We start from the raw sequence: 24,260 nt of genomic DNA on the forward strand, positions 1-24,260 counted from the left end.
GAATCTTCGTGTGAATGCGGCCGTGCGGTCCGTCACCGGGGCGGTCTGAAGCGTGCTTCAGGACCTGCTCTCGGTGTTGTCGGGCAGCCTTGTCGGCTTCATCCTCGGCCTGATCGGCGGCGGCGGCTCGATCCTCGCCGTACCGCTCCTCTATTATGTTGTGCGGGTGGGTAGCGAGCACCTGGCCATCGGCACCGGCGCGCTGGCGGTAGCGGCCAGTGCGCTGTTCAACCTCCTGACGCACGCCCGCGCCGGAAATGTCAAATGGCAATGCGCTTTGGTCTTCGCGGCCGCTGGCGTGGCGGGCGCCTTTGCTGGCGCGGCGATCGGCAAACGCGTCCAAGGCGAGTTGCTGATCGGCCTGTTCGGCGTGCTGATGATCGCAGTCGGCCTGCTGATGCTCAGGCGGCGCAGTGGCGGGAATACCGAAGTCCGGCTGACCTGGCGCCTGGTCCCCAGGCTGGCCGGATCGGGCTTTGCTGTCGGTGGACTATCAGGCTTTTTCGGGATCGGCGGCGGGTTCCTGATCGTTCCCGGCCTGATCGTATCGACGGCGATGCCGCTGATTAACGCCATCGGCTCATCGCTGGTATCGGTGACCGCCTTCGGCAGTGCGACTGCCGCCAGCTATGCGCTGTCGGACCTCGTGGTCTGGCGGGTCGCCATCCTGTTCATACTTGGTGGCGCGCTTGGAGGCATTGCCGGGTCATGGGCCTCGAAAGCTCTGGCCGACAAGAAGCAGGCGCTGAACTATGTGTTTTCCGGCGTGGTGATCTCGGTCGGCGTCATGATCGTGCTGGACGGCCTGCGCGGCCTCTTCCATGCGTTTGGCCCCGTGACCTAGCGCGGTGGTTCGATGATGCCGTATTCCATCAGGGATTCGGCTGCGGCGATGACCGCTTCGCGCGCCGGACGGAAGGCGATGCCGGTCTTCTCGGTGACATAGGCGGTACGCGCGATCCGCCGGCGGCCCAGATCGGCGGTCACCGATTTGAGCGACGCGTCGAATATTGCCAGCAAGCGGACCACAAAGGCCGGGAGCTGCTTCGTGGGGATCTTGCGCTCGAAGGCCGGGAAGGCCTCCTTCAGCACCAGTGCCGCTTCCTGCATGGACAGTGTATCGGCCGCCGCAAGTAACCGCAGGCCCGCCGTGCCCGGCGAATCCATGGCCGCAATGTGCAATGCCGCCAGATCGCGGACATCCACGGTCGGGAAGCAAATCGGCGGAACGGCTGGATAAGCGCCTTTCAGGAGCATCTCGACCAGTTGCAGCGAGGTCCCGATCCGCTCGTCCAGCGCAGGGCCGAGCACGAGCCCGGGATTGATGACAGTCGCCTTGTCGCGCGCATTTCGTTCGTCGAGCAGGGCCCAGAGCGCCTGTTCGGCGCGCGTCTTGGAGACGATATAGGGCGAGATCGGCTTCCAGTCGGGATCGGTCCAGTCGTCCGGTCCGGCTTCGAACTCGCCCTTGAATTTCGGATTGTACATCACGGCGGCAAGCGACGAAGTGACGACAACCCGCTTCACATCAGCGTTCAGGGCGGCCCTCACCACCCGCAGCAATCCGTCGCGCGCGGCGGGCACCAGGGCTTCGCGATCCTCCGGTTGCGCCAGCGGGAAAGGCGAGGCGAGATGCTGCACATAATCGCAACCGGCGACGGCCTCGGCCCAACCGTCATCACCTGTCAGATCGGCCTCGACAAATTCCAGCATGCTGTGATCGATGCCGTGGCGGACTAGGGCGTCCCTGGTGTCGCCGGCCTTGTCGAGACTTCGGACCGTGCCGACGACCTCGTGACCTGCCTGCAGCAATTGCAAAGCGACATGCTTGGCGATGAAGCCGCTGATTCCGGTGACCAATACCTTTGCCATCGTTTCCCTTGCTCCTATTGGCCAAACAGCCCCTGCAAAATGTCGCGCGTTCGGCCGGCAGGGTTGCGGCGAATCTGACGCTCTTCCTCGCCAATGTAATGGAAAACGCCGTCAACCGCTCTTGCAACGGCGAAGTCGGTGATTTCGCCGCGATACGTCTCGGCGCCTGATTGCGCGCTCCGGCCGCTACCGAAGAACCGGCCAATGCCGGACCGTCGGTCGGCCAGCTGGGCGGCGTCGTCGAGGACACCATAGGCACCGGAAGCGGCCAGCGTGTCTTCCATCGGCGGGCCCAGGAGGCGGGTGATCGGGCTCTGTGTCCGGCCGCGCAAATATTCCGTCGCTGCGGTGTCGCTGCCCTGGATAATATCGATCCCGTCGGTGACCTGCATGGACCGGATGGCATCGATGAACAGATCGCGGGCCCGGGGCATGACGGCCTCGGCGGCCCGGTTCATGCGCAATTCGAGATCATCGAGAGGACCAGACAAGCCCAGAGGCGCCAGCCTTCCTTGTGTCCGGCCCAGCAATCCCGGCAGGGGGATCCGTACAAATTCGTCACCGAAAAACCCGTCCTCGCGACCCAACCGACGTGTTGCGGCCCGTGCTGCGGTTACCAGCATGCTGCGGATTCCGGGAGCTGCGCCCTGACCGAAAGCCGCGCCCTGCATGCCGATGGCCCAGATAGCGGCACCGACGAACTGGCGGCGATTGATCATGTGATGGCTCCCCTCGGGGCCTATTCGAACCGCAATGCCTCGATCGGATCAAGTCTTGAGGCGCGATGCGCGGGGTAAAACCCAAAAAACACGCCGACGAAGGCCGACGCGCCGATCGCGATCAGGGCGACGGTTGGCTGGATCTCGATGGGGAATTGGTCGAGCGAGTCGATGTAGGCGGCAGCACCGATGCCAATGGCGAGACCGATCAGCCCGCCCGTGAAACACAGGACGACGCTTTCGATCAGAAACTGGTTCCGGATGTCGCCACGCTTGGCGCCCACAGCCAGACGCAGGCCGATTTCCCGCGTTCGCTCGGTGGTCGAGACCAGCATGATATTCATGATGCCGATGCCGCCGACGAGAAGCGAAATCACGGCTGCCGCGGCCAAAAGCAGGCCCAGCTGGTTTTCCGTCTCGTTCCGGGCGCGGATGAATTCGCCGAGATTGCGGACATTGAAATCGTCTTCGGCGCCGGGCTGGATATCGCGGCGGATACGCATCAGGTCTTCGAGGTCGGCCGTCACGATCTCCGGATCGGCTGTCGGCGAGACCTCGGCGTATATAGTGAACACCGGATCGCGGACACCCAGCTGGTATCCGAGAATGCGGTCGCGCGCCGCGGATATGGGAACGAAGATCGTATCGTCCTGGTCAGACCCCCAACTGGTCTGGCCTTTTTCACTCATCACGCCGATCACTTCCATCGGCGTGGTGCCGACGCGCACAATCTGGCCGACCGGGTCGGATGCGCCGAAGAGTTCATTGACGACGGTCTGGCCCAGAACGACCACCCGTGCGCCAGAGTCGACCTCTTCGGAATAGAAGGGGCGACCGCTTTCCGGGAACCAGTCGCGGGTTTCGAAATACGCGGCATGGACGCCTTGCACGCGCGTTGTCCAATTGTCGCCGTCGACGACCAGCGTACTGTTGCCGGAGATCTCGCCGGATACGCCGAGAACGCCGTCGATCTCGTTCTCGATGGCTGCAACGTCCTCATCGTTGAGAAAGGTCGCCGTGCCGGCGCCGCCCCGACGCCCTCCGAAAGCGCTGGATCCCGGCCGGATGATCAGGAGGTTGGCGCCGAAGGAGGCAATGCGTTCCTCCATCGCCTGCTTGGCTCCGTCCGTCACCGAGACCATGGCGATGACTGCGGCAACGCCGATCACGACGCCGAGCATGGCGAGTGCCGAGCGCAGCGCGTTGACCCGCAACGCCGTGAGCGCGACCCTTATGGCAGCGAACAGATTCATGAGCGGTCCTCCACGATCCTGCCATCGCGAAACAGGATCTGGCGACGCGCATGGTTGGCAATTTCGGCTTCGTGGGTCACGAGGATGATCGTCATGCCCTCGCGATTCAACTGATCGAAGATGCCGAGAATTTCCTCGGAGGTCTGGGTGTCGAGTGCGCCCGTCGGCTCGTCGGCGAGCAGGATGGCCGGATCATTCACCAGGGCACGGGCAATGGCGACGCGCTGCTGCTGGCCACCTGAAAGCTGCGACGGGTGATGTCCCATTCGTTCGCCCAGTCCGACCTGTTCAAGCCGGGCCCTGGCACGCCTTTTTCGTTCGGCGGATGATATACCGGCATACACGAGCGGCAGGCCGGCGTTTTCGACGGCACTGGTCCGCGGCAACAGGTTGAATTGCTGAAACACGAACCCGACGCGCTCGCCACGAAAGGCGGCGAGCTGATCCGGCTTCATGCGTTCCAGTCGTTCACCGTCAATCTCGAGCGTGCCGGTCGTCGGCCGGTCCAGCGCGCCGACCATGTTCATGAAGGTCGACTTGCCGGAGCCCGACGGCCCCATGATCGCGACATAGTCACCGCGGTCGATATCGGTGCTGACGCCGCGAAGGGCATGCACCTCGTTATCGCCCATCTTGTAGACGCGCGTCAGATCGCGGCAGCGTATCAGCGGTGCGCTCATCCGCCGGACATCCGGGCGCGCGTGACAACCGCTTCGCCTTCCTCAAGCCGACCGGCGACGACTTCGGTGCGGCGGCTGTCGCCGACCCCGACCCGCAGGCGGCGTTCTTCGAGAAAGCCGTCCCCGGTTTCAATCCAGACACTTGCGGCGCGGGTTTCGGCGCTCTCGGCCTGGATTTCGCGGTAGCGGGCCATCTGTTCAGGCGTAAGCACATCGCGCAGGGCATCGACCATCAACTGGTTCATGGCATTGCGGTCCGGGCGCTGGCCGCCTGCCTGCACCTGGCCTTGCAGCTGCGAAAAGGCGGATCGAATGGCCCGCTGGGCCGCCTCGCGCTGGCTGTCAGTCAGGTCGAGTTGTTCGGCGAGGCGGTCCAGCCTGCCACCGCCGCGGCCAGCGGCGCCATTACGGCCACCGCGTTGGCCGCGCCCGGCTTCCGGCGCTTCGGCGGGACGGGCAAGGGCTTCAAGCGCGCCGGATGGCCGGAAACGAAGCGCACTGTTGGGGACCGTCAGTACATCGCTGCGTTCGCCGGTCACGATATCAATGTTGGCCGTCATTCCGGGCAATAGCCGCTGCCCCGGATTGTCCGCCGTGATCACTACCGTGTAGGTGACGACATTGGCCTCGTTTGTGGCGGCCAGCCGCACCTGGTCGACGCGGCCTTCATAGTCCTGTCCGGGAAAGGCATCGACGCTGAAGGTCGCGCTCTGGTTCTCGCGAATCTGGCCGATATCGCTTTCATCGACCTGGGCATCGATCTGGATGACCGAAAGGTCCTGGGCGATCGTGAACAGGATGGGAGCTGACAGGCTGGCGGCCACGGTCTGCCCGATATCAACCTCGCGGTTGATCACGACGCCATCGATCGGCGACCGGATAACGGTGCGTTCGAGATCGATGCGGGCGCCGGCAAGCGTGGCTTCGCGTTGTTGCAGCGTGGCCCTGGCATTCTCGATCTGCGCCAGGGCGACGGCGCGTTCCGAGCGGGCGGATTCGAGTGCGGCTTCAGCCGCCTCGAAGGCCGCAGCCGAGGCGATCCCCCGGTCGCGCAGGCTTTCGATGCGCGAGAATTCCTCTTCGGCGACGCGAAGATTGGCATTCACGCGTTGCAAGCCAGCTTGCTGCAACGAGATCTGCGCCTGCGCGGTCGCCACGGAAGCTTCGGCCTCGCTGACGCGGGTTTCGAACGTCTGCGGGTCGATCCGGGCGATCACCTGACCGGCCTCGACGGGGGAGTTGAAGTCGACATTCAGCTCGGCGACCTGGCCCGAGAGCTGGGACCCCACCTCGACCGTTACGCGCGCGCGCACCGACCCGGTTGCAGCAACCGAACGGCGAATGTCGGCGATCTCCGCGGGTTCCGAATCGATGGTCAGTGCGGCAGCGGGCTCCGATCGCGCAAGCACATACCAACCGGCTGCAATCAATACCAGCACGGCCACCGCGCCGCCAATCCACCATCTGTTCATTCGTCCGGGCCCCATTTCTGCAGAGATCAACGATGACCACTGCCTGTCTCCGTCGTATTTGACGCAGTCGGATTGCACTTCAAGTGATTACAGGCTCAGGGGTCAAATCCCGAACCGGTCGCGGAAACGGCCGCCGGTCTCTATGCCGACAAAAGAGAGCAGGTGGGCGACCAGCAGCAGATTCCAGAATCCGAGCGTGATAGCGAGCAGGGTCCAGGGGATCAGGCGGGGACCTTTTTCAGGGTCGGGTTCGCCGCGGGTGCGCAAGGCACAAAAGATGAAGGCCGCGATCGAGATGATCTGGAGAATGATGGTGACGGTGAGCGACATGGCGATTCCGCGGCCCGGGTGAAGCCGTGCTCCGTTTTGGCCCAGAAGAATGGCCGGTGGTTCAACTCGACCAGCGCGATTGCTGCAGCGACAGTCTGCAATGGCCAATAAAACGGCAAGCGGAGAAGGTCGATCCCCCTTGTGCTAAAACCCGCCCGGCGCATGGCGACGACAGCGCAGATCATGTTGGCGGCATAACCGCTCGCCAATAGGCCGAGCGCGGCACCGGGCGTGCCTGAAACGCCAGCTGCGGCAATCAGAAAACAGGCAGTGACGGCCGGTATGTGAAACACGGCCGAGAGGATGGCCGCACCGAGGGTCAAATACAGGCCTATCGCGGCCCGTGCCGGGAGTCTTGACGGCTGGCGGAGCTGTACCGCCAGGGTCTGCAGATATCCTTTCAGCCAACGCGAACGCTGCTTTGTCCAGCGGGCAATCGTCTCCGGCGCTTCTTCCAGCGTCGGCGGGGCGATCATGTCGCTGCGATATCCGAGCCGGGCGAGGCGAAAGCCGAGATCGGCATCCTCGGTGACGTTATAGGCATCCCATCCGCCCGCCCGCTCGAGGGCGCTCCGGCGCAGATGATTGCTGGTTCCGCCCAGAGGAATGGCAAGGCCAAGGCGGGCGAGCAGCGGCAGGATGGCCTGAAAATGGACGGCGTATTCCATGGCGAACTGCCGGGTGAGGGCATTGTGCTGGCGATTATACCAGTTGAGGGGCGCCTGGACGCAGCCGAGCCGCTCATCTGCGGCAGCAAACGCACCGGCGGCAGCTCTCAACTGTGCCGGGTGCGGCACGTCCTCGGCATCGTAGATCGTGATGATGTCGCCGCGCGCGAACTGAAGCGCGTAGTTCAGCGCCCTGGGCTTGGTACGCGGTGTACCGTGCGGAACCAGCACAAGCTCGAAGCGGCTGTCGAATGCCAGCTCTCGCGCTGCCTTGATTGTTTCCCGGTCGTCCGCCTCGAGCACGATCTTGATGTCCAGCAATCGCGGCGGATAGTCGATCGCGACCAGTGCCTGCATCAGCTGGTCCAGGATGGCGGTCTCGCGGAATACCGGCGCGAGGATCGTTACCACCGGCAGTTCGCCATCCGCCAAGTCAGCGCAGGGCGCCCAGCGCGGGGGCAGTGACGCTGCGATCAAGCGGAGGACCACCAGCAAGGTAAATCCGGTGGCTGCCAGCAATTGAACGACCGCTCCGGCCAGGCCGGGTATCGTCAGCGCACAGATCAGCGTCGTGACGAGGGTCAAGCCGATCATCCGGCGCTGATCCGGCGGTATGCCGGTGCGGGCAGACGCGTCAGGATGCTGGCGGCCAAGGGCGTTGGCGGCGTGATCGGCAAGTGCCGGTGCCAGCCGATGCGGTGCGAGCCGTTCAACGGCGCGCATGCTTCGCCCGTGATTATTGTCGGCCCGAAAGCCAAGTCCATCCATCGCCACCCCCGATGAAACGAGAATGCAACTATAGCGATAAACTGATCGAAAAGCGAGTCTGGGTTGTTTTCAGGCCTTCGGGTTGACGATCAGATCAAGCGTCAGCTGATCGAGCGAGGGGTCGGTCGCGGAAAATACCGTGGCAGCCGATGTCGGGTAGCCGTCGGGCATTTCCTGCAGGCGGCCGGCCCGCTCGGCGAGGTTCTGCGCCAGCACACCGATGCCCGGATTGTGCCCGACCAGCATAACGGTATCCGAGGTATCGAGCGCCTCTGTGGCTGCTCGCAGAAGCATGTCGGGCGAGGCATGATATAGCGCCATCGGATCCTCGAATGCGGGGCTTCCGAGCGTATCCCGCATGGCGATGAAAGTCTGCAATGTGCGTTGAGCGGGCGAAACCAGGGCAAGACTGATGCGAATGCCGGCCTTTTGAAGCGCCATGGCCGTATCGGCGGCGTCATTGCGGCCGCGCGGGGTAAGCCCGCGTTCGAAATCATCGTCCGCATCCATCCGGTCAACGGCCTTGGCGTGTCGGACAAGAACCAGTCTTGGCATCGGTAAATCACTCCGGGATCGCTGCGCGGAGTTTGCCGCCGCCTTGTGCAAAAGACCAGTTCCGCCTCTGCAAATCCCACGTCTCCACGACGGTATGTAAAGGGCGCTTGACGTAAAGTGAGCTTGGCACTAGTTGTGTAAAGGTCACTTAACAAAGGAGTGCATCCCTTGCACCGAAAATTCCTCCTCTCCGCGGCTGCCGCCGCCATACTCACCGGTCTGGGAGCCTTTGCCGACGCACAGAACACGGCTCTAGACGGTCAGGTCCTTTATTACGGCTTTACGCGTATCGATCCGGACAACCGGACTGTGACGCCCGACAGCTACATTCTGGTCGAAGACGGTCGGATCGCGGACGTCGGCGCGGGCCCGCGCCCGGCCGGTGATTTCGCCACGGAATACGATTTGTCCGGCACTTATGCGCTGCCCGGCTTCGTCGATGCCCACGCGCACATCACAGCCGGTCCGCACAGTATCGAAATGGTCGATGGCGCGCCGCTGATCACCATTGAGAGCCAACCCCACATCACCGAAATCCATGCCCGCATGGCGCTCGCCTTCGGTGTGACGTCGGTGCGCAATCCAGGCGGCGATCCCGAGGCCAATGCGGATTACGATCGCCGGATCGCCAGTGGAGAATGGGCTGGTCCGGATGCCGTTCATGCCGGCGCGGTCATCCAGCCACCGCCCATGGGCGGCAGTGCCTTCGCCTATCCGGAAGGTCGCGAGGCCTGGATGGCAGAAGCGGAGCGCCAGGCGTCCCTCGGTATGCGCTATTTCAAGCTCTATCACGGTCTGACCGAGGAAGAATTGGCGCTCGGTATCGAGGCGGCGCACGCCCACGGCATGGAGGCGATTGCGCATCTCGATGAGGTGAGCTGGCAGACCGCCGCCGATCTCGGCATGGACGGTTTGCTGCATGCGTTACCGACCAGCTCCCAGCTCATCGAGCCGGAGCGGCGCGAGGAGTATCTCGCCTCGCGCGGTCCCGATACGCGCTTCATGTATCGCTGGTTCGAGTATGCGGATATTGACGGGCCGATCCTGCAACGCCTCATCCGGACGCTCGCCGAGCGGCAGATCGAGGTCGATCTGACCCTGCTCGTCAACGCGATCGTCTACAGCGAAGACCCGTTCGCGGAATTCACGCCGGAGGAAGACCTTCGGTATTTCCATCCCGAAACCCTCGAAGCCGCGCTTCAGTTCGCGGAACTGGGACGGATAGGCTGGACCGAGGAGGATTACGTTCGCGCCGAAGCCGCGCGCGAGAATGTCTACGCATTTGTCCGCAGCCTGCACGCCGCCGGCGTGCCGCTCCTGATTGGCACGGACGGCAATGGCGGTGCCCCCAGCTATGTGCTCGAGCTCCTGCAGCATGAAGCCGCCGGGCTGGAGCGATGGGACGTCCTGCGGCTGGCCACATCGGCCTCTGCGGACGGGATCGGCATGGACACGACAGGCCGACTGATGCCCGGCTATGAGGCCGACATCGTCTTCCTGAATGCCAATCCGCTGAACGATCTGGGCCACGCCCGGGACGTGCACACGGTCGTGACCAACGGCCAAGCCTTCACTTTCGAAGATCTCACCGTGGCCCCGCCGCAAACCCAACCCACGGAGGACTGACATGACCAAGCTCATTCGACAGGCCGCATTGTTTCTGGCCATTCTCGCCTTCACCGGCGCCTGGATCGGCGTCGTCGTCACCTACTTCTCAACGGACTCGATCGCTGCGTTCACCGTGGCGGTCACCATCGCCGCGCTGGCCACCGAAGCCCTGATCTGGGCGCTCGCCATCGTCGGCGGCTGGACGCTGTTCGCCAATCGCCAGCGCCTGTGGAACCGGATCGCCGGGCAGAAAGGAGATATCCAATGACCGATGGAACAACCTGCCCGCCACCGGGCTCCGCGCGGCCTGCCACGCTAACGGGCCTGATCGTGACGATCGTGCTGGCGGCGCTGGCCGCCTGGGGACTCAATGCAGCAGTGCAGGCCGCGTTCGGGCTTTCGGGCATGTGGGCCGATGGCGTGCGCCTTATCATCACGCTGGCCGCCATACTTGCCGGAATCACGCTATTGCGGCTCTATCGCCGCCGACCGCTGCCCAAGGGACAAGGAGTATCGTGATGGATCTGATGCCCGAAGCCAGCTCGGCACCGCCTGCCGTTCGCCGCCGTTACAAGTGGCGCAGCCTGTTCCTCAGTGCCGGTTTCGTACTGGCATTTCTCGGTTCGACCGTCATTGGCGCCCGGGAAGGCCAGTTGGCGGCGGAGATCGTGCTTGTGGTACTCGCTTTCCTCTTCCTCGTGGGACTTGGCTATGAATTCGTGACCTTGATGCGTGCGCTCGACGAGTTGCAGCAGGTCATCCAGACCCGCGCGATGGCAATCGGATTTGCCGGGATCCTGATCGCATTGACCCTGTTTGGGATGCTCTCGGAGATCTTTGGCGATGGCGGAATGGATGCCGGTCTGTCGCTGATGGCGTCGCTGGCCATGCCGGCCGGGCTGGTCGCCTACATCGTGGCGCTGCACTTCGTGAAACGGCGCTACGAATGAAGAACCGGTTGAAGGAATTGCGCGGCGACAAGGGATTGAGTCAGCAGGCGCTGGGCGATGCGCTGGGCGTATCGCGCCAGACCATTATCTCGATCGAGAACGGCAAATACGACCCGTCCTTGCCGCTGGCCTTCAAGATTGCGCGGCTGTTCGCATTGCCGATCGAGCAGATCTTCGACGATGGCGCCTAGTCCAGCGTTCGCCGGTAGCGGGTGAGCGCCAGCGTCGCGATTACCCCGAAGAGCAGCGCCAGAGGCCATAGCTCGGGCGCCACATCGGCCAGTCCGGCGTCCTTGAGCATGATGGCGCGAACAGCGCGGATGAAATGGGTCGTCGGAATGACTTCACCTATAAAGCGCGCCCAGCCCGGCATGCCGGAAAAGGGAAACATGAAGCCGGACAGCAGGATGGACGGCAGGAAGACGAAGAAGGTCATCTGCATCGCCTGCATTTGGCTGCGCGCCAGCGTCGAAAACAGGAAGCCAAGCGACAGGTTGACGAGGATGAAGAGGGCGACAGCGACGGTGAAGGCCCACGGGTCGCCCCAGAAAGGCACGCCGAACAGGTATCGCGCCGCGAGCAGCATCAGCCCGACCTGCAGGGCGCCGACGAGAATGTAAGGCGCGATCTTTCCCGCCATCACTTCCAACGGGCGTGTTGGTGTGGCGAGCAGGGTTTCCAGCGTGCCGCGTTCGGCCTCCTTGGTGATGGCCATCGAGGTCATCATGGCCATGGTCATGGTCAGAATGATGCCGAGCAGTCCCGGCACGATGTTCATCGCCGTCTCGCCGGCCGGATTGTAGCGCCGGTGGATGACAGGATTGGCGGGGGAGGCCGATGCGCCATAGTCCGACAGGGCGCGCGCGACGATCTGTGGAAAGGCGCCCGCGCCGGCACCGGCCGCGACCGGGTCGGACGCATCGATGTCCAGCAGGATGTCTGGCCGGTCGCCGCGTAACAGGTCGCGTTCGAAATCCGGCGGAACAACGAGAATGAATGTGGCTTCATTGGTGCGCAGCGCTGCATCCGCCTCGCCTGGCCCGATCATGCCCTCGAACGCGAAATAGTCGGAATTTTCCATGGTTTCGATAATGGCGCGGACGGCGGGTCCGTCATCGCCGAGTTCGACAAGGGTCGGAAGGTGGCGCGGGTCGGTATTGATGGCGTAGCCAAACAGCAGCAATTGCACGAGCGGTATGCCGATCATCATTGCGAAGGTCAGCCGGTCGCGCCGCATCTGGATGAATTCCTTCATCACGACGGCGAGCATGCGGGAGAAGGAGGCGTTCATGAGAAATTGTCCTCCGCGCCGCTCATCAGATAGATGAACGCTTCTTCCAGCCCGGTTTTCGCGCGTGTTACCGTCAGGCCTTCCCGGGCGGCGAAGGGTTCGACGGTACGGCGCAATGTTTCATCATCCTTGCCGGAGACGTGCATGGCCGAGCCGAAACGGGCAATCTGTTCGACCCCCGGCGCGCCTTCCAGCGCGTCCTGGACGGATTGCAGCCCGCTGCCTTCAATGCGCCAGGTATGCAGCCCCACACGCTCCGCGATCTCGCCCGAGGGCGCATCGATCAGTTTCCGGCCATAGGCGATGTAGGCGATGAAATCGCACTGCACTGCCTCGTCCATGTAATGGGTGGAAACCAGCACGGTGACGCCGCGCTTTGCCAGTTTGCGAATCCGGTCCCAGAAATCACGCCGCGCCTTGGGATCGACACCCGCGGTGGGTTCATCCAGCAATAACAGCCCCGGGGCGTGCAGCGAAGCTGCGGCCAGCGCCAGCCGCTGTTTCCAGCCACCGGACAGCGTGTCCGCCATCTGCCCGGCCCGTGGCGCGAGCCCGTATTCCTGCAGCGCGGCGTCGACGGTATCCTTCGGTTTCGGCAGCGCGTGCAATCGCGCCATGAAATCGAGGTTCTCGCGGACCGTGAGGTCGCCATAGAGCGAGAATTTCTGCGTCATGTAGCCAACGCGCGACTTGATTTCGCGGGGTTGTGTCAGAATGTCCAGGCCCAGCGCCTCGCCGCCACCGGCATCGGGTTTCAGCAGGCCGCACATCAGCCGGATCGTCGTGGTCTTGCCGGAACCATTCGGTCCGAGGAAGCCGTAGATCGCGCCCTTGGGAACGGTCATCGTGAAATCGTCGACAACCGTCTTCTCGCCGAACCGCTTGGTCAGGCCCTCGACCCGGATGGCGACATCGCTCATCGGATCAGTCCGGACGCAAGGTCAGCGGCGTGCCCGCCGGCGGCGGTGCACCGCCGAAAGCGGCTTCAGCGCGAAAGACCAGGCGCGCGCGCTGGTCTTCGGAATAGATGACGGGCGGCGTGAAGGACGGTTCGGGATCGATCCGGGTCAACGTGACGGACAGTCCCGCCGCGCAGGACAAGCAGTCGACCAAAAGCGTATCGCCCGGTGACCAGTGGCCGATGTCCGCTTCGGGAATGAAGATCGCGGCATGCAGCGCGCCATCCGGCAGCAGACGCAAGACGGGCTGGCCGGGACCGGCCAGCTCGCCCTCATACCGGATCTGGCGTTCGACCATGCCGCCGGCCGGCGCATTGACGCTGTATCGCTCAAGGTGCCGGTCGATCCGATCGACTTCGGATTGCGCGGCCTCGATCTCGGCGGTCAGGGCGCGCAGCTGGTTTTCGCGCGCGGGCAGGGATGCGAGCGTCACCCGCTGCCGCATTTCCGCGACCCGGGCATTGGTGGCCGTTGCCGCCGCTTCGGCCTCGTCGAGGCGCGCGCGCGGGACGATGCCCTGGGCAAAGAGTTCGCGCTGGCGCGCCAGGTTCTCGGCGGCTTCCTGCTGGCTCGCGCGCGCGGCCAGAAGCTGATCGCGCGCCGCTTCGATTTCCGGTTCCCGCCCGCCCGCCGCGGCATCGTCAAAGCGGGCCATGGCTGCTTCCAGCCGGGCGCGGGCAGCCGTCAATTGCTCCCGGTCAACGGCGGCATCCAGCGCGAAGAGGACATCGCCGGCATTGACCCTTTGTCCTTCGGTCACGGCGACCGTTTCGATCCGGCCGGACACTTCCGGCGCGATCAGCCGGTAATCGCCTTCCACATAGCCGAGATAGTACGAATCTGGCGCTTCGCCGCAGGCGGCGATCAAGAGCGGCAGGCAGACAAGGGTTCTACGCATCGTTGACGCTCCGCGGCTTCAGCCCGTTCAGGACAATATCGGCAATGGCATCCGCCAGATCACCCGGATCGAGCTCGGGGTCATCGTCCAGCCGAAACACGGTCGAGAGCATCATCTGGGCGACGACCGGGCCAATAAAGGCGAGCACGGCGGCTTCATCGGCCACATCGCGGAAACGCCCGTTCCTGCGGCCTGTGCGGATGAGGTGGCCCATGGCGGTACGGCCAACCTCGATCACCCGCTTACGGTAGAATTGCGCCAGTTCGGGGAAGCGTCCCGCTTCGCTGAGGACGAGGCGCGGTGCGGCGGAGATCTCGGGGTCGGACAGGGCGGTCAGCGCCATTTTTAGGATCGCGCGATAAGCCTGTTCGGGATCGTCATCGGCGCCCATCAATGAAAGCGTGGAGGCGGCATTGGCGATGCGGCCCGCGGACTGCTCGACCAGCGCCTTCAGCATCGCGACCTTCGAGTCGAAATAGAGGTAGACAGCGCCCTTGGACAGGCCGGCGCGCCTGGCGATGTCCTCGACGCGGGCAGCGGCAAAGCCTTTCTCGCTGAAAACTTCCATCGCTGCCGAAAGGATTTCGTCGGGCCGGTCTTCGGGGCGACGGCGGGCGGTCCTGATCGATGCGGTCATGTAAGTTTTATAACTGACCGGTCAGTCAGTTACAACATGCATGTTCAGGGTGAGGGATAGGAAAGGATTTACCGGGTCAGGCTCGGCATTCAGGCCTTGGCGCGCTAGCATCGCTCCAAACGGGAGCCGGCCATGTATGAAAACATCTATCTCGCCCTGCACGTGATCATTGCGCCGGCCTGGGCGTTGCTGGCGTTCGCGCCGGGCTGGGTGTGGACACGGCGGATCGTGCACGCGTCCTTCTTTCCGCTCGTCCTCGGCGCGATCTATCTCGTCTTCCTGTCGGCCGGCATCTTCTTCGGACAGTCCGATCCCGACACGAGCATGTCGTCGATCAGCGGTGTATCGGCCCTGTTCTCCCATCCGGTCGGCGTTTTGACGGGGTGGACCCATTATCTCGTCTTCGACCTCTTCGTCGGGGCGTGGATTGCGCGTGATGCGCTGCGCGCCGGGCTGAACAAATGGATCGTCCTGCCGGCCCTGGTCTTCACCCTGATGCTCGGGCCGCTCGGGTTGGCGCTTTACCTCCTCATCCGGAAAGTCACCGGCAAGGGCGGCTGGTCGCTGGTGGAGGGTTGAGGCCGCTCGCCATTGACGAAATCCCGCGCGGGGCCTAGTTGCCGGGGCCGGTTATCCACTCGAACAGAAAGCCTGCCGCCATGTCCCTCGCCGAAGCTGCCGCCAACGCCAAAGCCTGGCCGTTCGAGCTCGCGCGGGAGATCCTCAAACGGATCGAAAAGTCCGGCAAGGACGAGGTCGTGTTCGAGACCGGCTACGGACCGTCGGGCCTGCCGCACATGGGCACGTTCGGCGAGGTGGCGCGCACTTCCATGGTGCGCCACGCCTTCCGCGTGTTGACCGATGACAAGATCCCGACCCGTCTGATCTGCTTTTCCGACGACATGGACGGCATGCGCAAAGTGCCGACGAATGTCCCGCAGCAGGAGATGCTGCAGCAATATTTGCAAAAACCGCTGACCGATGTGCCGGACCCGTTCGGAACGCATGAGGGCTTTGCCCAGCACAATAATGCGCGCCTGCGCGCCTTTCTCGACGGGTTCGGCTTCGAATACGAATTCCTGTCGGCGACCGAGCAATACCGGTCGGGCGCGTTCGACGCCGTGCTTCTGCGGGCGCTCGAGAAATACGACGACATCATGAAGGTGATGCTGCCGACGCTGGGCGCGGAGCGGCAGGCGACCTATTCGCCTTTCCTGCCGATCTCGCCGAAGACGGGCCATGTTCTCTATGTGCCGATGAAGGCGACGAATGCGTCCGAGGGCACGATCACCTTTACCGACGAGGATGGCGAGGACGTCACCCTGCCGGTCACCGGCGGCAATGTGAAACTGCAATGGAAGCCGGATTTCGGGATGCGCTGGGCGGCGCTGGGTGTCGATTTCGAGATGTTCGGCAAGGACCACCAGACCAATGCGCCGATCTATTCCCGGATCTGCAAGATCCTCGGCGTGCAGCCGCCGGTGCAATTCGTCTACGAGCTGTTCCTCGACGAGCAGGGCGAAAAGATCTCCAAGTCCAAAGGCAACGGGCTGTCGGTCGAGGAATGGCTGCGCTACGGCACACAGGAAAGCCTGTCGCTGTACAATTTTATCAAGCCGCGCACGGCCAAGCGCCTGTATTTCGATGTCATCCCGAAGGCGGTGGATGAATACTACCAGCACCTCGCCGCCTATCGGGCGCAGGACGAGGCCAAGCGCCTGGAAAACCCGGCCTGGCACATTCATGACGGTCATCCGCCGGAGAATGGCACGCCGGTCAGCTTTGCCATGCTCCTCAATCTCGCCTCGGTCGCCGGGGCCAGCGACAAGGCTGCGCTCTGGGGGTTCATCTCCAAATATGCGCCCGATGCGACACCGGAAACCGAACCGGCGCTCGACGCGCTCGCCGAACGCGCGGTGAATTACTACGAGGACTTCGTCAAACCGGCCAAGACCTATCGCGAAGCCGGCGACCTTGAACGCGCTGCGATGCTTGATCTGGTGGAGCGCCTGAAGGCGCTGGGCGCGGACGAGAAGGATCCCGAGACGATCCAGAACGAGGTCTATGCCGCAGGCAAGGCGCAGCCGTTTGAAAACCTGCGCGACTGGTTCAAGGGGCTCTATGAAGTCCTGCTCGGCCAGAGCCAGGGGCCGCGCTTTGGCGGGTTCGTGGCGGTCTACGGCATCCCGGAGACGATTGCGCTGATCGAGCGCGGACTTTCCGGGGACTTGGCTCGCCAATAATCCCTGTCGACCAAAGTTAGAAATATTTGACATGTTGTTTGCAATCGCTTACATCCCGTCATGTCAAAAAAAACGGACATTATATACTTTACAAACCCAATAAGGCGAGGTATTTTACAGACCTGATTCGGAGAGTGAGTCATGTCTGTTTTGAGTTCTGCATATTTCCACGACGAGGAAGCGGCGTTTGCCAAGTTGGAAAGCGTGATCTGGCCGGAAGGTCCGGTCTGCTCTCACTGTGGCGGAACGGAGAAGATTTGGTCTTTCAAACCGAACCCTGAAAAGCGTATCCGCTACGGCCTCAAGAAGTGCGGCCAGTGCGGCAAGCAGTTCACCGCGAAAGTCGGCACCGTGTTCGAGCATGGCCGTGTTCCGCTGCACAAGTTCCTGCAAGCGGTCTATTTGCTGTGCGCCAGCAAGAAGGGCTGTTCCGCCAAGCAGCTAGAGCGCACCTTGGAGGTCACTTACAAGACGGCGTGGTTTATGGCGCACCGTATCCGTGAGGCTATGCGTTCTGGCGATCTCGCCCCGTTCGGCGGCGGTGGTGGCGCTGTGGAAGTGGACGAGACTTTCATCGGTCGTGAGCCGGGCGTTCCGGTGAAGCGTGGCGCGGCCCACAAGCGCAAGGTTCTCACGCTAGTTGACCGCGAGACCAAGCGGGCGCGCTCTGTCGTGATTGACGACCTTAAGCCGGTGACGATTGCGCCGATCTTGGAGGCGAACATCTCCAAGGACGCGCGGCTCATGACGGACGAGGCGCATCACTACAAGCGTCTTGGCAAGGAGTATGCGAGCCACGAGCGCGTCAATCACGGCAAGGAGGAATATGTGCGCGGTGATGTGACCACGAACACGGTCGAGGGCTATTTCAGCGTGTTCAAGCGCGGCATGAAGGGCGTGTATCAGCACTGTGCCAAGAAGCACCTGCATCGCTATCTGGCGGAATTTGACTTCCGTTATAACGAGCGGGAAGCCAACGGCGTTGATGACAGGGAACGGACGGATGCGGCTTTGCGGGGTATCACCGGCAAGCGGCTGACCTATCGAAGAATTGATTGCAAAATTGCCTGATTCTGCTACGATTCAGGCAATCAAAGATGCTTGACTGATCCGGCGGTAGAGCTGGGGTAGGTCTTGCTTAGGGGGGCTTCGGCCCCCCTCTTCTATCTAATGACCCCATACGGGTCGTTTCTATTGCAAACACGCTCCAAGCACTCATCAAGCTGTTCAAACGATTTATGTGACCCGTACCGTTTGATCCGCGGAGTCGGCCTTTCTCGGCGCAATAGCCCATACGCCATCAAGTCTGCGTGTTGAATAAAATAGCTTCTATGCGATTGCTTGAACTGTGGATCTTCAATGATGTGGTCAAGCGTTATGTTTCGAGTGCTGTTTCCGTCGTCCCAGAGGCCGTAGCGGCTCGGAATATGGTTATGAACGCGCATTTTTCGAACCAGGGAGACGTATTGATGCTCTTTTCCCTCGTCGCAAATCAAATGTGCGTGGCTTGATCTGACCTGCATGGTCCGATTTATTCGGTTTAGTAGGCGCTCGAATGCGCGGAACTGGTCGTCATCTGCGTTGCAGACATTGAATAGCGTGACACCGATCTCGTTCAGCCAATTTGTTACGCGGAATGATGTGTGGAATATTTGTGCTCGCTTATGTCTTGATAGTTGATCGAGTCCGCCGGAAGACCCCCGCCCTGAAAGAAACTCCGCGGCATGGAGCTCATAGTTTAAGGGTATGCCAAAATTTTCTTTCAGGTGCGTGCGCCATCTTTTTAGACGCGAGAACGCTTCGTTCCATTGGGCGCACGGCACACATAGGGCGCTGAAGATGTTTACTGGGCGCTCTGTGGAGTCATCAATGTAGATAAAGTGCATGGAGCAATGATGAAAGCTAAAGATCGAGCGAGTCAAACAGACAAGTTCAAAGCCCTCGCTCGCGAATTGGAATGCGACGAGGACGAGAAGGCTTTTGACCGCAAGCTAGAAAGGGTGGCGAAGTCACCGCCTAGCGATACCGACAAGCAGAAAGGGAAGCCCGCCAAGTAGCGGGCTTTTTTATATCATGGATGATCTAAGCCTGCGCCTGCGCTGCCTAGAGCTGGCGGCGCATACAGCCAATCCTGCCCGCGCGGCGGGCGAATACTACGAGTTCGCTACTGCCGGTCGTGCGGAGATTTTACAGCCAAAAGGCACTCCGCATAGGTGTCAAGAATCAGCTTGCGATCTGCCGGGTTGTCCCCGTGCGCATAAAGCGCCCTCTTCTCCACATTCAGCACGTCCTGAAACAGTTTGTAGGCAACCTCTTCAGGCGAATTGTGGTCCTGCTTGATTGTAGTGCCGTCTGCCATTTGCAGCCTCCGTCATTTAACGGGGCAACCCACTACCCTGAGTCGATCAGGTGTGCAAAGTATATATACGCCAAAAAAACTAACACAAGGTCGATGAGGTTTGACATGAGTTTTCGTGAAAAAAGCAATTGGGTGCTGCTGATGCTGACGGCCATCATCTATGGAGCGTATTTCTCCACGACGATCCGGGGCGCGCTGGCGGACGGTGTTCCTGAAACCGCCGACAATGCCCGCCTGTTCGGGGCCGTCTTTCTGATGGTGGTGCTGACCATCGTTGCGCATGTCCTGATGGCCATCGTCTTCCGTCAGGATGCGGAGGAGGTGGACGAGCGCGACCGCGTGATCGAATTGCGCGGTGATCAACGCGGCGGGCTGCTGACGGCGGTCGGCCTGTTCAGCGTGCTCGGCCTGGCGCTGACCGGTGCGTCGGTTTTCTGGATGGCGCATGTTGCGCTGGGGGCGCTGGTTGGCGCGGAGATCGTGAAGGCAGTGTCGAAGCTGATCGATTACCGGCGGGGCGTTTAGCCATGGCGAAACCCACCCGTATCACCAACCGGCTGCGCGAGCTGCGGTTTCACGCGCAGGAGATGACGCAGGCGGATCTTGCCAAGCGCGTCGGCGTCACGCGGCAGACAATTATCGCGATCGAGCAGGGCAAGTATTCCCCGTCGCTGGAAGTCGCCTTCCAGATCGCGAATGTCTTCAAAGTGCCGCTGGAAGACGTCTTCCAGTATCCCGGCGATGGCTGATCAGGCAGCGGCTGACCGGTATTCGCCGAAATGATCGTTGAGCATGCGGCGGAGGCGCGGATCGGCATCGTTGAGCGCGTCGCGTGACGGGAAGGCCGGTGCGGCGCGCAGCGTTTCGATCGGCACGTTGAGCACGCAGCGGTCATAGGCCGGATCGAAGGTCAGCGCTTCCCATGGCACAGCGTAATAGCGCTCGCCGAGCTCGCTGGCCTCATCGAGGGCGACGACGGCATGCAGGACCCTGCCGGTGGCAACGCCGACGACAACATCATCCATCGTTCCGAGCTTGCGGCCGGAGGGGCTGACAACAGGAATGCCATGAAGGGCGGTGGCGGAGGAGATACGCGGGAGGATAGACATGGCCAGGCTCCTTTCTAGAGCGGCAAATCAACCTGGCGCCCGGCGTCGAGTTGATTTGCGCCGGTACGCAACATCCTATCGCCGCTGATTCGGCGACTTTTCAGTGACATGAACATGTCCGCAATGTGACGAACCTGTCCCCGTCAGACAGGATAACGCATAACTATATATTGTGTTTCATTGACTCGCCCACACAATTCTTGCCATCCAGCTGATCTCGGCTGTTTTCAATGACCTGCCGGGATATTCGGGATTGAGCGACGCCAGCTCCAGCCCCTCCTCGGTGAAGCGGACGAGCTCCTTGGCCATCACTTCGCCATCGCGGGTGCGCACCACGATCCGGTCGCCGCGGCGCGGCAGTTCCCCGGGGGCCACAACGACGCGATCGCCGTCGCGGTAGACCGGCACCATTGAATCGCCGGAAATCTCCAGCGCGTAGGCATGCGCATCCTCGACGCCGGGAAAGACGACTTCTTCCCAGCCCTGGCCTACGGGAAAGCCGGCATCGTCGAAGAACCCGTCATTGCCGGCCTGCGCAAAACCGATCAGCGGGACGGAGCGCGTGCGCGAAGCGCCGGTTGCCAGCGCCGCGAATTCCTCGAAATCGACCCGTACGGCATCGAGCGCCTTGGCGATGCTCTCGGTGGACGGCCAGCGCGGCCGGCTGCCATCGGGGCTGGTGCGCTTGGAAACGTTGAAGGTCGTGGAATCCATTCCGGCACGGCGCGCCAGCCCGGAGGGCGTCAGCCCTGTCCTGGCCGCCAGCAGGTCGACGCCTTTCCAGATTTGATTATGGGTGAGCATGGTGTTTATTCCGCTCAAGCTGAGTCGCTCCTTACTACAGGAATATATTCCTTGACCACAACCATAGATAGAATAGCACGCGGAATATATTCCGCAAGCAAGCGGCAGGCGGAGCTGAAGCGATGACAGAACCCGTCTATAAGCTGGTTGATCCGCGCATTTGGGCTGAGGCGATGGCGGCCGGCGTTTTCAAGGGGGCGGGCGTCGATATCGACGATGGCTATATCCATCTGTCGACCGCGGAACAGCTGGCCGGCACGCTGGAGAAATGGTTCACCGATTTCGAGCGGCTGGCATTGATCGAGGTCGATGCGGGGCATTTCGGGGACGAGCTGGTCTGGGAAAAGTCGCGCGGCGGCGAGCTGTTCCCGCACCTCTATGACGAATTGCCGATGATCGCGGTGAGAACGGTGCGGCTCCTGCGCAAGGGAGATGAAGGCGGCTGGCTGTTGCCGGACGACCTGTCGACGTGAGCGGGCTCGCGAGGCTCGGCACGCGTGCGCTGCACCTGTTGCCGCCGGAGGCCGCGCACACAGCGAGCCTCATGGCATTGAAAAGCGGTCTGGTGCCGATCCCGCCGATCGTGGCCGACCCGATCCTGCGGACCTCGATTGCCGGCCTGGAGCTTCCCAATCCGGTCGGGCTCGCCGCCGGTTATGACAAGAATGGCGAGGTTATCGACCCGCTGCTGAAACTGGGCTTCGGCTTTGTCGAATGCGGCGCCGTCACGCCGCGCCCGCAGGCCGGCAATCCCAAGCCGCGGGTCTTCCGGCTTGCGGGTGACCGCGCCGTGATCAACCGGATGGGATTCAACAATGCCGGCCTGACCGCGCTGAGATCGCGATTGTCAGCGCGGCTCGGACGGCCGGGTGTGGTCGGGATCAACCTCGGAGCGAACAAGGATTCCGAAGATCGCACCGAGGATTACGTCACCTCGCTGCTGGCGCTGGACGGTCTGGCGGATTTCTTCACCGTCAATATCTCGTCGCCAAACACGCCCGGCTTGCGCGCGCTGCAATCGAAGGCGGCTCTCGATGAATTGCTGGGGCGGGTGATGGCGGCCAGCGGTGCCGCACCGGTCTTCCTGAAAGTGGCGCCCGATCTCGGGGATGAGGACCTCGCCGACATTGCGGCGAGTGTCCGCGATAACGGCATTGATGCGCTGATCGTGTCCAATACGACGATCGAACGGCCGGAGACGCTGGTAAGTCACGACAGGGCCGAAACCGGCGGATTGTCGGGCCGTCCACTGTTCGACCGCTCCACGGCGTTGCTGAAAGCCTTCGCGCAAACGCTGAACGGCGCTGTGCCGCTGATTGGCGTCGGCGGGGTGGAAGATGCGGACACGGCCTATGCCAAGATTCGCGCCGGGGCGAGCGCCGTGCAGCTCTATTCCGCGCTGGTCTACGAGGGGCCAGGGTTGGTCGCACGGATCAATCGCGGCCTTGCCGAGCGGCTCAAGGCGGACGGGTATTCCAACGTTTCTGACGCCGTTGGCGCGGACGTTTAGGCTTATTTTCCATCCGCTTGATGGGGAGGGGAAGCCAAGCCGATCCCGCCCTACATTCCTTGCCGGCCAGTGTTTCGCGCCAGGTTTTCAGCTCAAGGGTAAAACCGCTCAGCGGCGCTATCGCGCCCTTGACCTGAAAACCCCGGCGACGAAAAAATCCCGGCAAGGCATGAAAGGCGATTTGTGTTCGATTTCTCCCTTTGCTTGCGGGGGAGGAAACCAAACAGCCGGACCTTTACCCCGCCAACCGTTTCTCGAGCGCCGGATATTGCACCGCCAGTGTCGCGGCGCGGGCGATGTAGTAAATCAGGAAGGCCGCCCAGACGCCGTGATTGCCGTAAACCGGCGCCAGGATGAAGTCGGCGACGAGGTAGATCACAACGGCGGCAATAGCGGCATTGCGCAGCATGGCGCCGCGCGTGGCGCCGATGAAAATGCCGTCGAATATCCAGGCCATGGCGCCCATCAGCGGGACGATGGCGCACCAGGGAAGAAAACGGATCGCCTCGCGGCGGGCATCCTCGTCGCCGATTACGAATGACAGGGCCTCGTCGCCCCAGCCGACCAGCACCACCGCGAAGACCGCGCCCGTTATCAAGGCCTGTTCCGAGGTCAGGACCAGGGCGCGGCGCAAGCGCTTCACCGATTTCTGGCCGACGGCACGGCCCGACTCGGTCTCCGAGACGAAGGCGAAGGCGTCGAGCACGAAGGCCGTGACGGTGATGACCTGCAAGAGGACGTGATTGCCGGCGAGCACGGCTGCACCCTGCCTGGCACCGGCATTGGCGAACCAGGCAAAGCCGATGATCATCGCCCATGTGCGGATCATCAGGTTGAGATTGACGTCGATCATGGTGCGGATCGCGGCCGGGTCGAGCAGCCGGGCGCGGACGAAGATGTCGGAACACCAGCCGCCGCGCTGCGGGATCACGCGCAAGACAAAGACAATGCCGAGCAAAAGGCCGGACCATTCCGCTATGGCGGTCGCGGCGCCGACGCCGCCGGCGGCATAGCCGAGACCGAGCACGAACCAGAGATCGAGCCCGATATTCACCGCACTGATCACGCCGTGCACGACCAGGGTCTCGGTCGAGCGGCCAAGCCCGATCAGCCAGCCGGTAATGGCGAACACGCCGAAGGCGCCGATCGCGCCCCAGGCCCGGGCATGGAAATAATGCGCGCCATTGGCCTCCACGGCTTCGCCGCCCTGCAGCAGGAAAAACCCGGCGCGGGCGAACAGGTATTGCGCGGCCATGATGAACACGCCGATCACGCCGGCGAGGATCAGGGCGCGGACCAGCGAGCGCTGGACTTCGTCCTCCTTGCCCGCCCCGTCGGCCTGCGAGGTCAGGCCGGTCGTGCCCATGCGCAGGAAGTAGAAGCTCCAGTAGACGATGTTGAACAGCGCCGCCCCGAGCGCGACCCCGCCAAGATCCGTCTCGTCGCCCGCAATTCCGAGCACGAAGGTATCGACGACGCCGGCCAGCGGGATCGCGGCATTGGCGAAGACCAGCGGCCAGGCGCGCAGGAAAACATCCTTGCGGGTAAGGGCAACGGGATCCATGTGCAGCCCGT

Annotated in this window: 29 protein-coding genes; 13 read left to right on the forward strand and 16 right to left on the reverse strand. The window is 62.6% G+C overall.

Features of this window, described 5'->3' with window-relative positions; genetic code table 11:
• Positions 1 to 52 precede the first annotated feature (52 nt).
• Positions 53 to 844: a sulfite exporter TauE/SafE family protein gene (locus tag ACOOFN_RS10040; protein WP_420431026.1), complete on the forward strand. Its 792-nt coding sequence runs from the start codon at positions 53 to 55 to the stop codon at positions 842 to 844.
• Here the strand turns inward: ACOOFN_RS10040 and ACOOFN_RS10045 are convergent.
• From ACOOFN_RS10045 to ACOOFN_RS10075, 7 genes are all read right to left on the reverse strand, one after another.
• Positions 841 to 1,872, reverse strand: coding sequence for an NAD-dependent epimerase/dehydratase family protein (locus ACOOFN_RS10045; RefSeq protein WP_420431028.1), 1,032 nt, complete (start codon positions 1,870 to 1,872; stop codon positions 841 to 843). The genes ACOOFN_RS10040 and ACOOFN_RS10045 overlap by 4 nt on opposite strands.
• 14 nt (positions 1,873 to 1,886) lie before the next feature.
• Entirely contained in the window at positions 1,887 to 2,591 is a 705-nt protein-coding gene (locus ACOOFN_RS10050; protein WP_420431030.1) for a DUF4197 domain-containing protein, read from the reverse strand.
• Between the two features lie 20 nt (positions 2,592 to 2,611).
• The gene (locus ACOOFN_RS10055; protein ID WP_420431032.1) at positions 2,612 to 3,844 is read right to left on the reverse strand and encodes an ABC transporter permease; all 1,233 of its coding nucleotides are present in this window, start codon (positions 3,842 to 3,844) and stop codon (positions 2,612 to 2,614) included.
• Positions 3,841 to 4,524 carry an ABC transporter ATP-binding protein gene (locus ACOOFN_RS10060; protein WP_420431034.1) on the reverse strand — a complete coding sequence of 228 codons (684 nt, stop codon included), beginning with the start codon at positions 4,522 to 4,524 and terminating at the stop codon, positions 3,841 to 3,843. Before ACOOFN_RS10060 ends, ACOOFN_RS10055 begins: the two co-directional genes overlap by 4 nt.
• Positions 4,521 to 5,996, reverse strand: coding sequence for an efflux RND transporter periplasmic adaptor subunit (locus ACOOFN_RS10065; RefSeq protein ID WP_420431036.1), 1,476 nt, complete (start codon positions 5,994 to 5,996; stop codon positions 4,521 to 4,523). Before ACOOFN_RS10065 ends, ACOOFN_RS10060 begins: the two co-directional genes overlap by 4 nt.
• Before the next feature lie 221 nt (positions 5,997 to 6,217).
• A complete protein-coding gene (locus ACOOFN_RS10070; protein WP_420431038.1) occupies positions 6,218 to 7,717 on the reverse strand; it encodes a glycosyltransferase in 1,500 nt (499 codons plus the stop codon).
• Between the two features lie 114 nt (positions 7,718 to 7,831).
• Positions 7,832 to 8,317, reverse strand: coding sequence for a SixA phosphatase family protein (locus tag ACOOFN_RS10075; RefSeq protein ID WP_420431040.1), 486 nt, complete (start codon positions 8,315 to 8,317; stop codon positions 7,832 to 7,834).
• Between the two features lie 168 nt (positions 8,318 to 8,485).
• On the opposite strand from ACOOFN_RS10075, the gene ACOOFN_RS10080 reads away from it, so the two are divergent.
• Genes ACOOFN_RS10080 through ACOOFN_RS10100 form a run of 5 tightly spaced genes read left to right on the forward strand, consistent with a single transcriptional unit; the run spans position 8,486 to position 11,066 of the window.
• The gene (locus tag ACOOFN_RS10080; RefSeq protein WP_420431042.1) at positions 8,486 to 9,943 is read left to right on the forward strand and encodes an amidohydrolase family protein; all 1,458 of its coding nucleotides are present in this window, start codon (positions 8,486 to 8,488) and stop codon (positions 9,941 to 9,943) included.
• A gap of 1 nt (position 9,944) precedes the next feature.
• Positions 9,945 to 10,193, forward strand: coding sequence for a hypothetical protein (locus ACOOFN_RS10085; protein WP_420431044.1), 249 nt, complete (start codon positions 9,945 to 9,947; stop codon positions 10,191 to 10,193).
• Positions 10,190 to 10,444 (forward strand): hypothetical protein, encoded by a 255-nt coding sequence (locus ACOOFN_RS10090; protein ID WP_420431046.1) that lies wholly within the window; start codon positions 10,190 to 10,192, stop codon positions 10,442 to 10,444. The genes ACOOFN_RS10085 and ACOOFN_RS10090 overlap by 4 nt, the downstream gene beginning before the upstream one ends.
• Positions 10,444 to 10,875 (forward strand): hypothetical protein, encoded by a 432-nt coding sequence (locus ACOOFN_RS10095; protein WP_420431048.1) that lies wholly within the window; start codon positions 10,444 to 10,446, stop codon positions 10,873 to 10,875. The genes ACOOFN_RS10090 and ACOOFN_RS10095 overlap by 1 nt, the downstream gene beginning before the upstream one ends.
• Entirely contained in the window at positions 10,872 to 11,066 is a 195-nt protein-coding gene (locus ACOOFN_RS10100) for a helix-turn-helix transcriptional regulator (RefSeq protein ID WP_420431050.1), read from the forward strand. The genes ACOOFN_RS10095 and ACOOFN_RS10100 overlap by 4 nt, the downstream gene beginning before the upstream one ends.
• Here ACOOFN_RS10100 and ACOOFN_RS10105 read toward each other — a convergent pair.
• From ACOOFN_RS10105 to ACOOFN_RS10120, 4 genes are read right to left on the reverse strand one after another with little or no spacing between them, the layout of a single operon-like run.
• Positions 11,063 to 12,166 carry an ABC transporter permease gene (locus ACOOFN_RS10105; protein WP_420431052.1) on the reverse strand — a complete coding sequence of 368 codons (1,104 nt, stop codon included), beginning with the start codon at positions 12,164 to 12,166 and terminating at the stop codon, positions 11,063 to 11,065. The two genes, ACOOFN_RS10100 and ACOOFN_RS10105, sit on opposite strands and share 4 nt — an antisense overlap.
• Complete coding sequence (locus tag ACOOFN_RS10110; RefSeq protein WP_420431054.1) at positions 12,163 to 13,086, reverse strand: ABC transporter ATP-binding protein; 924 nt, start codon at positions 13,084 to 13,086, stop codon at positions 12,163 to 12,165. Before ACOOFN_RS10110 ends, ACOOFN_RS10105 begins: the two co-directional genes overlap by 4 nt.
• A 4-nt stretch (positions 13,087 to 13,090) precedes the next feature.
• Positions 13,091 to 14,023 carry an HlyD family secretion protein gene (locus ACOOFN_RS10115; protein ID WP_420431056.1) on the reverse strand — a complete coding sequence of 311 codons (933 nt, stop codon included), beginning with the start codon at positions 14,021 to 14,023 and terminating at the stop codon, positions 13,091 to 13,093.
• On the reverse strand, positions 14,016 to 14,660 hold the full coding sequence (locus ACOOFN_RS10120) for a TetR family transcriptional regulator (protein WP_420431058.1): 645 nt from the start codon (positions 14,658 to 14,660) through the stop codon (positions 14,016 to 14,018). Before ACOOFN_RS10120 ends, ACOOFN_RS10115 begins: the two co-directional genes overlap by 8 nt.
• Positions 14,661 to 14,792: 132 nt before the next feature.
• Here ACOOFN_RS10120 and ACOOFN_RS10125 point away from each other — a divergent pair, with 132 nt between their 5' ends.
• The 3 genes from ACOOFN_RS10125 to ACOOFN_RS10135 all read left to right on the forward strand — a co-directional run bounded on the left by ACOOFN_RS10125 (position 14,793) and on the right by ACOOFN_RS10135 (position 17,974).
• A complete protein-coding gene (locus ACOOFN_RS10125) occupies positions 14,793 to 15,239 on the forward strand; it encodes an ABA4-like family protein (protein WP_420431060.1) in 447 nt (148 codons plus the stop codon).
• 80 nt (positions 15,240 to 15,319) lie between these two features.
• On the forward strand, positions 15,320 to 16,903 hold the full coding sequence (locus ACOOFN_RS10130; RefSeq protein WP_420431062.1) for a lysine--tRNA ligase: 1,584 nt from the start codon (positions 15,320 to 15,322) through the stop codon (positions 16,901 to 16,903).
• Positions 16,904 to 17,044: 141 nt separating this feature from the next.
• Positions 17,045 to 17,974 (forward strand): IS1595 family transposase, encoded by a 930-nt coding sequence (locus ACOOFN_RS10135; protein ID WP_420431064.1) that lies wholly within the window; start codon positions 17,045 to 17,047, stop codon positions 17,972 to 17,974.
• Between the two features lie 92 nt (positions 17,975 to 18,066).
• Here the strand turns inward: ACOOFN_RS10135 and ACOOFN_RS10140 are convergent, their stop codons facing one another.
• Together ACOOFN_RS10140 and ACOOFN_RS10145 are read right to left on the reverse strand one after the other, a co-directional pair.
• Positions 18,067 to 18,789 (reverse strand): DUF3800 domain-containing protein, encoded by a 723-nt coding sequence (locus ACOOFN_RS10140; protein WP_420431066.1) that lies wholly within the window; start codon positions 18,787 to 18,789, stop codon positions 18,067 to 18,069.
• A 278-nt stretch (positions 18,790 to 19,067) separates the two neighbouring features.
• A complete protein-coding gene (locus tag ACOOFN_RS10145; RefSeq protein ID WP_420431068.1) occupies positions 19,068 to 19,262 on the reverse strand; it encodes a hypothetical protein in 195 nt (64 codons plus the stop codon).
• A gap of 105 nt (positions 19,263 to 19,367) precedes the next feature.
• On the opposite strand from ACOOFN_RS10145, the gene ACOOFN_RS10150 reads away from it, so the two are divergent.
• Positions 19,368 to 19,787, forward strand: coding sequence for a hypothetical protein (locus ACOOFN_RS10150; RefSeq protein ID WP_420431070.1), 420 nt, complete (start codon positions 19,368 to 19,370; stop codon positions 19,785 to 19,787).
• Positions 19,788 to 19,789: 2 nt separating this feature from the next.
• Positions 19,790 to 20,011, forward strand: a complete 222-nt coding sequence (locus ACOOFN_RS10155) for a helix-turn-helix transcriptional regulator (protein ID WP_420431072.1) — start codon at positions 19,790 to 19,792, stop codon at positions 20,009 to 20,011.
• Here the strand turns inward: ACOOFN_RS10155 and ACOOFN_RS10160 are convergent, their stop codons facing one another.
• Together ACOOFN_RS10160 and ACOOFN_RS10165 are read right to left on the reverse strand one after the other, a co-directional pair.
• Positions 20,012 to 20,371, reverse strand: a complete 360-nt coding sequence (locus ACOOFN_RS10160; RefSeq protein WP_420431074.1) for a PRC-barrel domain-containing protein — start codon at positions 20,369 to 20,371, stop codon at positions 20,012 to 20,014.
• A 177-nt stretch (positions 20,372 to 20,548) separates the two neighbouring features.
• Positions 20,549 to 21,175 carry a S24 family peptidase gene (locus tag ACOOFN_RS10165; protein ID WP_420435063.1) on the reverse strand — a complete coding sequence of 209 codons (627 nt, stop codon included), beginning with the start codon at positions 21,173 to 21,175 and terminating at the stop codon, positions 20,549 to 20,551.
• A 122-nt stretch (positions 21,176 to 21,297) separates the two neighbouring features.
• On the opposite strand from ACOOFN_RS10165, the gene ACOOFN_RS10170 reads away from it, so the two are divergent.
• Both ACOOFN_RS10170 and ACOOFN_RS10175 read left to right on the forward strand, forming a co-directional pair.
• Positions 21,298 to 21,648: a DUF952 domain-containing protein gene (locus tag ACOOFN_RS10170; protein ID WP_420431076.1), complete on the forward strand. Its 351-nt coding sequence runs from the start codon at positions 21,298 to 21,300 to the stop codon at positions 21,646 to 21,648.
• Positions 21,645 to 22,685: a quinone-dependent dihydroorotate dehydrogenase gene (locus tag ACOOFN_RS10175; RefSeq protein ID WP_420431078.1), complete on the forward strand. Its 1,041-nt coding sequence runs from the start codon at positions 21,645 to 21,647 to the stop codon at positions 22,683 to 22,685. Before ACOOFN_RS10170 ends, ACOOFN_RS10175 begins: the two co-directional genes overlap by 4 nt.
• Before the next feature lie 235 nt (positions 22,686 to 22,920).
• On the opposite strand, the gene ACOOFN_RS10180 is transcribed toward ACOOFN_RS10175, so the two are convergent.
• Positions 22,921 to 24,249, reverse strand: a complete 1,329-nt coding sequence (locus ACOOFN_RS10180) for an MATE family efflux transporter (protein WP_420431080.1) — start codon at positions 24,247 to 24,249, stop codon at positions 22,921 to 22,923.
• Positions 24,250 to 24,260 lie beyond the last annotated feature (11 nt).

This window comes from Hyphobacterium sp., from assembly GCF_965217055.1.
Classification (GTDB): domain Bacteria; phylum Pseudomonadota; class Alphaproteobacteria; order Caulobacterales; family Maricaulaceae; genus Hyphobacterium.

Bases quoted from the DNA above. Each gene is read 5' to 3' on its own strand.
- ACOOFN_RS10045 (WP_420431028.1), bottom strand. From the start codon at position 1,872: ATGGCAAAGGTATTGGTCACCGGAATCAGCGGCTTCATCGCCAAGCAT.
- ACOOFN_RS10050 (WP_420431030.1), bottom strand. From the start codon at position 2,591: ATGATCAATCGCCGCCAGTTCGTCGGTGCCGCTATCTGGGCCATCGGC.
- ACOOFN_RS10055 (WP_420431032.1), bottom strand. From the start codon at position 3,844: ATGAATCTGTTCGCTGCCATAAGGGTCGCGCTCACGGCGTTGCGGGTC.
- ACOOFN_RS10060 (WP_420431034.1), bottom strand. From the start codon at position 4,524: ATGAGCGCACCGCTGATACGCTGCCGCGATCTGACGCGCGTCTACAAG.
- ACOOFN_RS10065 (WP_420431036.1), bottom strand. From the start codon at position 5,996: ATGAACAGATGGTGGATTGGCGGCGCGGTGGCCGTGCTGGTATTGATT.
- ACOOFN_RS10070 (WP_420431038.1), bottom strand. From the start codon at position 7,717: ATGCGCGCCGTTGAACGGCTCGCACCGCATCGGCTGGCACCGGCACTT.
- ACOOFN_RS10075 (WP_420431040.1), bottom strand. From the start codon at position 8,317: ATGCCAAGACTGGTTCTTGTCCGACACGCCAAGGCCGTTGACCGGATG.
- ACOOFN_RS10085 (WP_420431044.1), top strand. From the start codon at position 9,945: ATGACCAAGCTCATTCGACAGGCCGCATTGTTTCTGGCCATTCTCGCC.
- ACOOFN_RS10090 (WP_420431046.1), top strand. From the start codon at position 10,190: ATGACCGATGGAACAACCTGCCCGCCACCGGGCTCCGCGCGGCCTGCC.
- ACOOFN_RS10095 (WP_420431048.1), top strand. From the start codon at position 10,444: ATGGATCTGATGCCCGAAGCCAGCTCGGCACCGCCTGCCGTTCGCCGC.
- ACOOFN_RS10100 (WP_420431050.1), top strand. From the start codon at position 10,872: ATGAAGAACCGGTTGAAGGAATTGCGCGGCGACAAGGGATTGAGTCAG.
- ACOOFN_RS10105 (WP_420431052.1), bottom strand. From the start codon at position 12,166: ATGAACGCCTCCTTCTCCCGCATGCTCGCCGTCGTGATGAAGGAATTC.
- ACOOFN_RS10110 (WP_420431054.1), bottom strand. From the start codon at position 13,086: ATGAGCGATGTCGCCATCCGGGTCGAGGGCCTGACCAAGCGGTTCGGC.
- ACOOFN_RS10115 (WP_420431056.1), bottom strand. From the start codon at position 14,023: ATGCGTAGAACCCTTGTCTGCCTGCCGCTCTTGATCGCCGCCTGCGGC.
- ACOOFN_RS10120 (WP_420431058.1), bottom strand. From the start codon at position 14,660: ATGACCGCATCGATCAGGACCGCCCGCCGTCGCCCCGAAGACCGGCCC.
- ACOOFN_RS10125 (WP_420431060.1), top strand. From the start codon at position 14,793: ATGTATGAAAACATCTATCTCGCCCTGCACGTGATCATTGCGCCGGCC.
- ACOOFN_RS10130 (WP_420431062.1), top strand. From the start codon at position 15,320: ATGTCCCTCGCCGAAGCTGCCGCCAACGCCAAAGCCTGGCCGTTCGAG.
- ACOOFN_RS10135 (WP_420431064.1), top strand. From the start codon at position 17,045: ATGTCTGTTTTGAGTTCTGCATATTTCCACGACGAGGAAGCGGCGTTT.
- ACOOFN_RS10140 (WP_420431066.1), bottom strand. From the start codon at position 18,789: ATGCACTTTATCTACATTGATGACTCCACAGAGCGCCCAGTAAACATC.
- ACOOFN_RS10145 (WP_420431068.1), bottom strand. From the start codon at position 19,262: ATGGCAGACGGCACTACAATCAAGCAGGACCACAATTCGCCTGAAGAG.
- ACOOFN_RS10150 (WP_420431070.1), top strand. From the start codon at position 19,368: ATGAGTTTTCGTGAAAAAAGCAATTGGGTGCTGCTGATGCTGACGGCC.
- ACOOFN_RS10155 (WP_420431072.1), top strand. From the start codon at position 19,790: ATGGCGAAACCCACCCGTATCACCAACCGGCTGCGCGAGCTGCGGTTT.
- ACOOFN_RS10160 (WP_420431074.1), bottom strand. From the start codon at position 20,371: ATGTCTATCCTCCCGCGTATCTCCTCCGCCACCGCCCTTCATGGCATT.
- ACOOFN_RS10165 (WP_420435063.1), bottom strand. From the start codon at position 21,175: ATGCTCACCCATAATCAAATCTGGAAAGGCGTCGACCTGCTGGCGGCC.
- ACOOFN_RS10170 (WP_420431076.1), top strand. From the start codon at position 21,298: ATGACAGAACCCGTCTATAAGCTGGTTGATCCGCGCATTTGGGCTGAG.
- ACOOFN_RS10180 (WP_420431080.1), bottom strand. From the start codon at position 24,249: ATGGATCCCGTTGCCCTTACCCGCAAGGATGTTTTCCTGCGCGCCTGG.